The sequence below is a fragment of the Thiohalomonas denitrificans genome, assembly GCF_016841685.1.
GTDB lineage: Bacteria > Pseudomonadota > Gammaproteobacteria > Thiohalomonadales > Thiohalomonadaceae > Thiohalomonas > Thiohalomonas denitrificans_A.
Genome location: NZ_JAENYR010000038.1, coordinates 1 through 9,863, shown reverse-complemented (window position 1 = coordinate 9,863; position 9,863 = coordinate 1). Strand labels below are relative to the sequence as shown.

Annotated in this window: 10 protein-coding genes; 7 read left to right on the top strand and 3 right to left on the bottom strand. The window is 60.4% G+C overall.

Going from position 1 to position 9,863, the window contains the following annotated elements; all coding sequences use genetic code 11:
- The 3 genes from Q7L05_RS09770 to lexA all read right to left on the bottom strand — a co-directional run.
- A partial coding sequence (locus tag Q7L05_RS09770) for a hypothetical protein (RefSeq protein ID WP_303905494.1) occupies window positions 1–494 on the bottom strand: 494 nt, incomplete at its 3' end.
- An 87-nt stretch (window positions 495–581) separates the two neighbouring features.
- On the bottom strand, window positions 582–1,193 hold the full coding sequence (gene imuA, locus Q7L05_RS09765) for a translesion DNA synthesis-associated protein ImuA (RefSeq protein WP_303905491.1): 612 nt from the start codon (window positions 1,191–1,193) through the stop codon (window positions 582–584).
- Complete coding sequence (gene lexA, locus Q7L05_RS09760) at window positions 1,190–1,798, bottom strand: transcriptional repressor LexA (protein ID WP_411293332.1); 609 nt, start codon at window positions 1,796–1,798, stop codon at window positions 1,190–1,192. The genes imuA and lexA overlap by 4 nt, the downstream gene beginning before the upstream one ends.
- A 358-nt stretch (window positions 1,799–2,156) precedes the next feature.
- Here lexA and Q7L05_RS09755 point away from each other — a divergent pair, with 358 nt between their 5' ends.
- The 7 genes from Q7L05_RS09755 (at window position 2,157) to pepN (ending at window position 9,702) form a co-directional block, all read left to right on the top strand.
- Window positions 2,157–2,564, top strand: a complete 408-nt coding sequence (locus Q7L05_RS09755) for a CBS domain-containing protein (protein ID WP_303905487.1) — start codon at window positions 2,157–2,159, stop codon at window positions 2,562–2,564.
- Window positions 2,561–3,151 carry a 1,6-anhydro-N-acetylmuramyl-L-alanine amidase AmpD gene (ampD, locus tag Q7L05_RS09750; protein WP_303905484.1) on the top strand — a complete coding sequence of 197 codons (591 nt, stop codon included), beginning with the start codon at window positions 2,561–2,563 and terminating at the stop codon, window positions 3,149–3,151. The genes Q7L05_RS09755 and ampD overlap by 4 nt, the downstream gene beginning before the upstream one ends.
- A 520-nt stretch (window positions 3,152–3,671) precedes the next feature.
- Window positions 3,672–4,547, top strand: coding sequence for a regulatory signaling modulator protein AmpE (gene ampE / locus Q7L05_RS09745; RefSeq protein ID WP_303905481.1), 876 nt, complete (start codon window positions 3,672–3,674; stop codon window positions 4,545–4,547).
- A gap of 16 nt (window positions 4,548–4,563) precedes the next feature.
- Entirely contained in the window at window positions 4,564–5,070 is a 507-nt protein-coding gene (gene cobU / locus Q7L05_RS09740) for a bifunctional adenosylcobinamide kinase/adenosylcobinamide-phosphate guanylyltransferase (protein ID WP_303905478.1), read from the top strand.
- A gap of 108 nt (window positions 5,071–5,178) precedes the next feature.
- Window positions 5,179–5,781: a histidine phosphatase family protein gene (locus tag Q7L05_RS09735; RefSeq protein WP_303905475.1), complete on the top strand. Its 603-nt coding sequence runs from the start codon at window positions 5,179–5,181 to the stop codon at window positions 5,779–5,781.
- A 393-nt stretch (window positions 5,782–6,174) separates the two neighbouring features.
- Window positions 6,175–6,903 (top strand): adenosylcobinamide-GDP ribazoletransferase, encoded by a 729-nt coding sequence (locus tag Q7L05_RS09730; RefSeq protein ID WP_303905472.1) that lies wholly within the window; start codon window positions 6,175–6,177, stop codon window positions 6,901–6,903.
- Window positions 6,904–7,074: 171 nt separating this feature from the next.
- Entirely contained in the window at window positions 7,075–9,702 is a 2,628-nt protein-coding gene (gene pepN, locus Q7L05_RS09725) for an aminopeptidase N (protein WP_303905469.1), read from the top strand.
- Window positions 9,703–9,863: the final 161 nt, after the last annotated feature.

Below are 9,863 nucleotides of genomic sequence, written 5' to 3'. Positions count from 1 at the left end.
GAGGGAGAAGGGACCCTTCGTTCGGTTTTGGAGGCAGGCTGAACCTGCGCTCTCCCGTTTCGGGTGCCATTCCCTCCCCCTGTGGGGGAGGGCCAGGGAGGGGGTCGCTTCTTGATCCCCCTCATCCTGTCCTTCTCCCTGAGGGAGAAGGGACCCTTCGTTCGGTTTTGGAGGCAGGCTGAACCTGCGCTCTCCCGTTTCGGGTGCCATTCCCTCCCCTCCGATGGTAGCGTCGGGAACTGGCCGTCGAGGGCCCAGGGAAGGGATGTTAAAATTCGCTTCTTGATCTCCCTCATCCTGTCCTTCTCCCGGAGGGAGAAGGGACCCTTCGTTCGGTTTTGGAGGCAGGCTGAACCTGCGCTCTCCCGTTTCGGGTGCCATTCCCTCCCCCTGTGGGGGACGCCTACAGGGATGTAGGTGGTAGACGGCGTCGGGCACTGGCCGTCGAGGGCCAGGGAGGGGGGTGTTAAAATTCGCTTCTTGATCTCCTTCATCCTGTCCTTCTCCCTGAGGGAGAAGGGACCCTTCGTTCGGTTGTGGAGACACATTAATGCGCTTTCCCGTTTCGGTGGGGGTTCCGATCAGGCTGCGCTCAACACAACCGGTTGTCCCGCCCAGCCGCCGCGGCGTTTCAGGATGTGTACGGTCAGCCCCCTGGTATCATGTTCCAGCTCCAGCTCCAGCCGTACGGCGGCGGGGGAGGGCTGGTGTGCTTCCTGGCGGGGGCGGAACAGGAAGCCGGAGGCTTCGCCGTGTTCGGCGGCGAGTTGCAGCCGGCGCAGGGCGCGGTTGTCGGCCCGCCCGGGCCAGCCGAGGACGGCACCGCAGACGCCGGAGCGCAGGCTCTGTTCGAGGCTCCAGAGGGTCTGGTCATCTCCGCAGGTGCGGATCCAGACCAGGCGTTGCAGGTCGATGCCGGCCGCGGCCAGTGCGGGGGCGTAGGGGATGTGTGGCGGGGCTATCCAGGCCTGCCAGTACGCCCGTGACAGATGAGCCAGGGCGGGCGTCAGCAGGCGCAGTTCGCCTATGCCTTTTTGGTCAACCAGGATCTCGGTCAAGGCGCCCACCGGCCAGCCACCACCCAGCCGCTCATCCAGCGCCGGATGGCCGGTGGAGAGGTGGGGCGTTGTTTGTGGAGACGTATCCCGTCCGCGCCAGATATCGGCGCGGGTAAGGAGGGAGTTCAGGTTCATACCAATTGGCCGTTGCGGACAACACCGACACCGATACCTTCAATGACCAGTTCCTGCCGCGCAGGATTCACCTCGATAGGCTCGAATTCGGGATTCTCCGGCAGCAGCAGAACCCGGTTCCGGCTCTTTCGCTGCAAACGTTTGACCGTGACCTCGTCTTCAATGCGGGCCACCACAATCTGGCCATCGCGGGCCTCGCCCGTACGGTGTACCGCCAGCAGATCGCCGTCCAGGATGCCGATGTCCTTCATGCTCATGCCTTTAACCCGCAGCAGGTAGTCGGCGCGGGGGCTGAACAGGCCCGGGTCGAGCCGATAGCGGTTTTCGATGTTCTCCTCCGCCAGGATGGGGTTGCCGGCGGCTACCCGGCCCACCAGCGGCAGCCCTTCGCCGCCATGCAGGCGGATGCCGCGCGAGGTGCCGGGAATCAGTTCGATGGCTCCCTTTTTGGCCAGGGCGCGCAGGTGTCCCTCCGCGGCATTGGGGGAGCGAAAGCCCAGGATGCGGGCGATCTCCGCGCGGGTGGGTGGAGACCCGGTGGCTTCGACGGTTTCGCGAATGAGTTGCAGGATTTCCGCCTGCCGGGGGGTGAGTTCATCGCCCATAATCATTAACCGCTTTGAAGGACTGTATACTGTAAGTTTATACACTATCCAGTCGATGATCGGCAAATTCGGGGGGAACTCAGGGCAACCGCATACTTTGAAGCGAGCGGTGTAAGTCCTTGATAGCAGGTCGTCGGCAGCAGGGATGCTGCCGTCGAGCGTACACGGATGTATTCACAGCGTACCTGCTATCAAGGACTTATATCGCTCGCCGACATCAAAAATGTGAGTATGCGTTTACCCTGGGGGGGAACTGCCGTTTCGAGGGATATCGCCCAACCCCTTCTGACTCCAGGCGCAATCTGCTATAACCGCGTTCAGTGGCCGAACGAGAATTCCAGATTCCGCGGAGGTTGCAGTGAGTGAACGAAAAATCGTACGTGTCCGTGATGTAATGAAGACGGACTTCGATATGGTGGATGGGATGGCGACGGTCAGTGAGGCGCTCACCGCCATGAGACGCCTGCAAACCAAGTGTCTGATGGTCGACAAGCGCCACCCGGACGATGAATACGGCATGTTGCTGGTGTCGGATATCGCGCGTCACGTGCTCGGCAGGGACCGCTCCCCGGATCGGGTCAACGTCTACGAGGTCATGGCCAAGCCGGTGGTCAGTGTCGAGCCGGACATGGATATCCGCTACTGCGCCCGTCTCTTCGAGCGCTTCAACCTGACTCGCGCACCCGTGGTCGAAAGCGGCAAAGTGGTCGGGATCGTCAGCTTCACGGACATGGTCCTGCGTGGCATGCATACCGATAGCGAATGACCGTGAGCCCGATGACCGTTCCCCCTGTACTTTCGATTGATCTCGCCACCGGCCTCATCAAGGAGGCGCGTCAGGTCCCTTCACCCAACTGTGACGACCGGCCGACGGATGCAGCGATTGATCTGGTGGTGGTGCATAGCATCAGTCTGCCTCCCGCCGAATTCGGAGGTCCCTGGATCGATGCCCTGTTCACCAATACCCTCGACCCGGAAACCCATCCCTATTTCCGCGAGATTCACCGGATGCGGGTCTCCTCACATCTGCTAATCCGCCGTGACGGGGAGCTGGTGCAGTATGTACCGCTGCATCGCCGCGCCTGGCATGCCGGGGTGTCCTGTTTTGCCGGACGTGAGCGCTGCAACGATTTTTCCATCGGTATCGAACTGGAAGGGACGGATGAGGACCCCTACGAGGTGGCCCAGTATCAGCGGCTTGCGGAGGTTGTCGCGGCGCTGGAGAAGGCGTACCCGGAGGTGTCCCGCGATCGGCTGGCGGGCCACAGCGATATCGCCCCGGAGCGCAAAACCGATCCGGGTTCGGCCTTTCAATGGGCGCGTCTGGGATACGAGTTGGAGCGGATTGTCTAACATCGGTTGCATGTTTGCCCGCCAGATTCGAAACTAGGAGCCTGTCGGGTATGGTGCCTGTAGCGAGCAAAGTGGGAGAGTGGGTCCAGATTTTCATGATTTTGCGGCGCATAATGAGGTTACGCAACGAAAAATCGGGGAGATTTGGGTCGCTCTCCCACCGGCGCATGCTTACAGGGATGTAGGTATTAGACAACGCAGGAGCATGGTTCTCGAGTGGGAGCAGCCATAATCCGACAGGCTCCTAGCCCGGAAAATTCACGAACTCACCGCAAAGACGCCAAGGGCGCAAAGAATTCTATTGCTTATCGGCATACATGACCGAGAAACAACGGAACCTCGGTGATAATGCAAGATACATTGTAATCAACGCTTTGCGTCCTTGGCGTCTTTGCGGTGAATAATCCGGGCTAGTCACGTTTATTCTTGACCACAGAGGTCACGGAGTCTCCAGACGAGCCTCCTGTTTATGGCACTCTGTGTGCTCAGTGGTTAGCCCCAGACCCAGCGGAACCTTGTCATGTCTCTGATTGCCATCATTTTTGCACTTGTTATTGAGCACTTTCTCGGCTCGCTTGAGGAATTGCGACGCTTCGACTGGTTTACCACCTTTTCTGACCGGGTGCGCGGCAGGTTGCCGGCCGGGCGTTTCCGGGACGGTCCGCTCGGCGTCCTGCTGGTGGTTGGTTTGCCGGTGATTGGCGTCGGCCTGGTGGGGTATGCTTTGAGCGAACTGTGGGGCCTGCTCGGGTTTATCTATGCGGTCCTGGTATTGCTCTATGCCTTTGGCCCCCGCGACCTGGAGGCCGAAGTGGAGGCGTTCGCGGATGCCCGTAAACGCAATGATGAGGATTCGGCCCGCTGGCATGCCGCCAGTCTGCTGGGCGGTGAAGTTCCCGAAGAGCCTGAAACACGGGCGGGGGCTATCATCGAGACCATTCTCGTCGAGGCCCACGAACGCGTGCTCGGTATCGTCTTCTGGTTTCTCCTGCTCGGGCCGGTGGGTGCGATCCTCTACCGGCTCAGCCGCGTGCTGGAGGCGCGTTACCGGGGCGTTGATGAAGGCTTTGGCCTGGCGGCCTGGCGGCTGCACTATATCCTTGCCTGGGTACCCACCCGGCTCTGCGCCTTCACTTATGCTCTCGCAGGCAGCTTCGTCGATGCGATGCAGCGCTGGCGGCACGAGGCCTGGCGTTATGTGGACGAGAATCGCGGTGCGCTGGTATCGGCCGGTTTCGGTGGGTTGCGGTACGACCCGGTGGAGCAGGAAGACGGGCATCCCGATCAGCAGGTCGAGACTGAAAACGTCCGCGAAACCTTGGCACTGGTGCGCCGCGCCGGTTTGATCTGGCTGGCGGTCCTCGCGGTATTCACCCTCGCCGGCTGGCTCGGCTGAGCCGATTTCGAGCCTCGTGAATCACCTGATCCTGGGGGGCGCCCGTTCCGGTAAAAGCCGGTATGCCGAACAGCTTGCCGGTGAGAGTGGCCTGGATGTCATCTATGTGGCCACGGCCTCGATGGGCGACCAGGAGATGGCCGAACGCATCACCCGCCATCGTGCGGATCGGCCGGCGGGCTGGCGAACCATCGAAGAGCCACTGGCGCTGGCCGCGACCCTCCAGAGGCATGCCGCCTCTGATCGTTGCGTTCTGGTTGATTGTCTTACCCTGTGGTTGTCGAATCTCCTGCAGGCCGGTGATGCAACCCTGGACCAGGAGCGTGAGCGTCTGCGGGAGGCGCTTCCGCACCTCCCGGGGCGCGTCCTTTTGGTCAGCAACGAGGTCGGCCTCGGTATCGTCCCCGACAATCCTTTGGCGCGCCGTTTTCGGGATGAAGCAGGCCGGCTCAACCAGGCGTTGGCCACCACCTGTGAACGTGTGACCTTCGTGGCTGCCGGACTGCCGATGCAATTGAAGTGATGGAGAATTTGCGAGCGCACGGGTACACGGGGGGGCGCGCATCCTTAGATTTTACCCGTGAGCACCGTGTTCCCCGTGGTTTATAGTGAGTTATGGATCGACTGACTGATGATATCCACCACCATTGACATGATCCGCCACGGTGAGCCCGTGGGTGGCAGGAAATACCGCGGACAGATCGATGATCCGTTGAGTGAAAAGGGGTGGCGACAGATGCGCGAAGCCGTGGGCGACGACTGTCCATGGGATGCGATTGTCTCTTCGCCGTTGCTTCGCTGCAGGGCATTCGCGGCGGAACTGGCGAAGCAAAACGCCATTGCCCTGGCCTACGATGCACGGCTGAAAGAGATCGGTTTCGGCGAATGGGAGGGGAAAACGGCCAAGACGTTGATGGATGAAGATCCCGATATCCTCATGCGCTTCTGGAGCGATCCGCTGAACAATACGCCCCCTGGTGCGGAAACGTTGGTCGAATTCCAGAATCGGATTATCACGGTCTGGCACTCCATTTTGGACGAGTATGCCGGCCGGCACATCCTGATCGTCGGGCATGCGGGCCAGATGCGGATGGTGATCCGCCACGTGCTGGAGATGCCGCTCGATCGTATGTTCCGCATCCAGGTTCCGAACGCCGGCGTCACCCGTATCCGTGTGGATGGGCAGGGGGATGAGGCCCTGCCGCGGCTCATGTTCCACGGCCAGTCGTTATAGCCTACATTTCGCACCCGAGGGCGCGTCATCGGGTGCTATAGCCTGGATTGTTCACCGCAGAGACGCAGAGACGCAGAGACGCAGAGACGCAGAGTACGCGGAGGATTCAATTCCAAGTCACTTCTCCCGGCCATTCCCGCGCAAATTTCCGGTCATTCCCGCGCAGGCGGGAATTCAGAGAACAGAAGCACGATTCATAATGGACCCCCGCCTGCGCGGGGACGACGGATTTTCGATACTGTATGGGATTAAGGAAGTAATGGGTGAACAGTTGCTCTGGAACATCGTATCTCCGGAAGATGCAGTTCTCCGTGTACTCTGCGCCTGGAAAATAGGTTCCAGACATTTTCAACCGACTACATCCATATAGTCGTCTGCGGTGAATAACGGATAATGAATACGAAGCACTTCTGGATTGCACTGCAATTCCTCACCCGGTTGCCAACGCCGAAGCTTGAAGCCGCCGAACCGTCGGACAGTGCCCGGGCAGTATTGTGGTTCCCGGTGGTGGGCTTTCTGATCGGCACGCTGTTGTGGATCACCGACGGCCTGTTGGGAGCCGCCGACCCGATGGTACGCACCGCCGTTGTCCTGGCGGTTTGGGTATTGCTGAGCGGTGCGCTGCATCTGGACGGGCTTGCCGATACCACCGACGCCTGGGTCGGTGGACACACCGATCGCGAACGGATGCTGGCGATCATGAAGGACCCGTACCTTGGACCGATGGGCGCCACCGCCATCGTTCTGGTTTTGACCGCCAAATTTGCAGCCATTACGGCGTTGTCCGGTGGCGCGATTCTGTTACTGGCCCCAGTTGTGTCCCGCACCCTGATCATTGGCCTGTTTCTCACCACACCCTATGTGCGGGCCGGTGGCCTCGGTGAGGCGATGGCCTCCGGCCTTCCCGAACGTCACGCCCGGTATGTCATGTTCGGAGTAGCGGTTCTTGCGCTGCTGCTGTTCGGGTGGGCCGGTCTCCTCGCGGTGATCGCAGCTGCGGCCTGGCTGTTTCTGTTCCGCGCCCGGCTCATGGCGCGCCTCGGCGGCACCACCGGAGACACGGCCGGTGCCATGGTGGAAATCGGCGAAGCGCTGATACTGGTTGTTCTGGCCCTGAACTGATTAAAAGCTTTCACCGCAAAGGCGCAAAGCCAGGTTTTAGCTTTCCTTTTCTTCGCTTGTCGACCTTTGCGCCTTTGCGTGGGTTCTGGGGCCGTTGTGCCCTCTGTGCTTTAGACCCCGTCCTGCTAAAATCGGCTCTTTGAGCCTCGAACTACGGAATAGTTTTTGACCATGAGCGAAAGCCAGCCGCAAGCCATCTATCTCAAGGACTACACCCCACCCGACTACCGCATCGAGACGATCAATCTGCGCTTTGATCTGAATCCGGAAGTTACCACCGTGACCTCGCGTATGGAGGTTCGGGCGAACTACGACCCGGCGGAGGGGCGGCGGCCTCTCCTGCTGAATGGCCAGGAGCTGGAACTGGTCTCGATGAGCATGGACCACGACCCGGTCGGTGATGAGGGCTACGAGATCTCCGACGACACCCTGGTGATCCCGCACCCCCCGGCGCATTTCCATCTGGAGGTGGTGACTCGCATCGATCCGTCGGCCAATACCGCCCTGGAGGGACTGTATCTGTCCGGCGGCAATTTCTGCACCCAGTGTGAGGCGGAGGGTTTTCGCAAGATCACCTATTTCCCGGATCGGCCGGACGTGATGACCCGTTTCACCACCACCCTTATCGCCGACCGGAAAGACTATCCGGTGCTGCTGTCCAATGGTGATCGCATCGACAGTGGTGAGCTGGCAGGTGGACGTCACTACGTTACCTGGCACGACCCGTCACTGAAACCCAGTTACCTGTTTGCCCTGGTGGCCGGCGATCTGGCCTGTGTTGCCGATTGCTTTACGACGATGTCGGGCAAGGAAGTGAAGCTCGAACTCTATGTGCAATACGGTAACGAGGACAAGACCGGCCATGCCATACGCTCCCTGAAAAAGGCGATGCGCTGGGATGAGGAGGTCTACGGCCGCGAGTACGATCTGAATACCTACATGATCGTCGCGGTGGACGATTTCAACATGGGCGCAATGGAAAACAAGGGACTGAATATCTTCAATTCCCGGTTCGTTCTCGCTAAACCTGAAACCGCCACCGACATGGATTTCGTGAATATCGAAGGTGTCATTGCCCATGAATACTTTCATAATTGGTCGGGCAATCGAATCACCTGCCGTGATTGGTTTCAGCTCTCTCTAAAAGAGGGGTTCACCGTTTTTCGGGACTCCCAGTTTACCGCCGACATGACCTCGCTGGCGGTCAAGCGGATTGACGACGTCAGCCTGCTGCGCACCCGACAGTTTGCCGAAGATGCGGGCCCCATGGCCCACCCGATACGGCCCGACTCCTATGTGGAGATCAACAATTTCTACACGCTGACGATCTACGAAAAAGGCGCCGAAGTCGTGCGCATGATCCATACGCTGCTTGGCCCGGAGCGTTTCCGGAAAGGGAGCGATCTCTATTTCGAACGGCACGATGGTCAGGCCGTTACCACCGACGATTTCGTGCGGGCCATGGAGGATGCCAACGGAGTCGATCTGTCACAGTTCCGTCGCTGGTACGAGCAGGCCGGCACCCCCAAGGTCGAGGTCGAGCGCGCTTACGATGCTGCTGCGAAACAGTACCGCCTGACCCTCCATCAGAGCTGCCCCCCGACACCGGGACAGCTGCAAAAGGCCCCTTTCGAGATACCGGTGAAGACGGCCCTGCTTTCGAGGGAGGGTGCCGCGCTGCCGCTCAGGCTGGCCGGTGAGTCGCAGGCCGGCGGCAGCGAACGGGTGCTAGTACTCAACGAGCCGGAACAGACCTTCATCTTCGAAGGAATTCCCGCCGAGCCGGTGCCTTCCCTGCTGCGTGCCTTTTCCGCACCGGTGAAGCTGGAGGGTGGATACAGTGATGAAGAGTTGGCCTTCCTGATGGGGAACGAGACCGATGACTTCAACCGTTGGGATGCCGGGCAGCAGCTCGCCCTGCGGGTCATCGTTCGCCTGATCGAAGGTGCGCCGCGTGAGCTGGATCGGGGACTGTCCGCCGCCTTCGGAAAGATACTCGCCGATGATCGGCTCGACCCCGCGTTGGTGGCGGAGGCCCTGGCATTGCCGCCGGAGGAGTATATCGCCGAATGCATGGACGAGGTCGATCCGCTGGCCATCCATGAGACGCGCCGGTTTGTGCGAGCCGCACTCGCCGAAACCCATCGGGAAGCGCTGGCGGCACATTACACGGCGCTTGCCGACCCCGGCCCCTATCGTGTCGATGCCGGCGCCATGGGACGGCGCAGGCTTCGCAACGCCTGCCTGGCTTATCTCGTGCCGCTGGAGGGGGGATCGGAGCGGGGGTTTGCCCAATATGAGGCGGCCGGCAATATGACCGACTCGATGGCGGCTCTGGTCGCACTGGTTCACAATGCCGCGCCCCGGCATGATGAGGCGCTACAGCATTTCTATGAGCGTTGGCACGAGGACCCATTGGTCCTCGACAAGTGGTTTGCCGTACAGGCGGCGGCACCCGCGCCCGGCGCGCTCGAACGGGTCAAACAACTGCTTGACCACCCCGACTTCAATATCCGCAACCCCAACCGGGTGCGGTCGGTTATCGGGTCCTTCGTGATGCGGAATCCCGCCGGTTTTCACCGCGATCCGGCCGCTTACACTTTCCTGGCCGATCAGATCGTCAATCTCGACAGTCTTAATCCACAGGTGGCGGCCCGTATGCTCGATCCACTGACCCACTGGAAGCGCTACGATGAATCACGCCGTAACGCGATGAAGGAACAGCTGGTACGCATTCTTCGTGTACCCCGGATCTCCAGCGATGTCTACGAGGTGGTGAGCAAGAGCCTGAATGCCTGATTCTCAGGATATGAGCGCTCAACTATCATTGCGAGCCGTACCCCTGCTGCGCAGGCCCGAATCAGTGACGAACCTTTAGCCGTCATTGCGAGGAGCCTCAGCGACATGGCAATCTCGCTGTTAGGACACCAGATTACTTCGTCGCCGGGGCTCCTCGTAAT

Excerpts from the sequence above, each read along its gene's own strand:
- imuA (WP_303905491.1), bottom strand. The coding sequence starts at position 1,193 with ATGAACCTGAACTCCCTCCTTACCCGCGCCGATATCTGGCGCGGACGG.
- lexA (WP_411293332.1), bottom strand. The coding sequence starts at position 1,798 with ATGGGCGATGAACTCACCCCCCGGCAGGCGGAAATCCTGCAACTCATT.
- ampD (WP_303905484.1), top strand. The coding sequence starts at position 2,561 with ATGACCGTGAGCCCGATGACCGTTCCCCCTGTACTTTCGATTGATCTC.
- ampE (WP_303905481.1), top strand. The coding sequence starts at position 3,672 with ATGTCTCTGATTGCCATCATTTTTGCACTTGTTATTGAGCACTTTCTC.
- Q7L05_RS09735 (WP_303905475.1), top strand. The coding sequence starts at position 5,179 with ATGATATCCACCACCATTGACATGATCCGCCACGGTGAGCCCGTGGGT.
- Q7L05_RS09730 (WP_303905472.1), top strand. The coding sequence starts at position 6,175 with ATGAATACGAAGCACTTCTGGATTGCACTGCAATTCCTCACCCGGTTG.
- pepN (WP_303905469.1), top strand. The coding sequence starts at position 7,075 with ATGAGCGAAAGCCAGCCGCAAGCCATCTATCTCAAGGACTACACCCCA.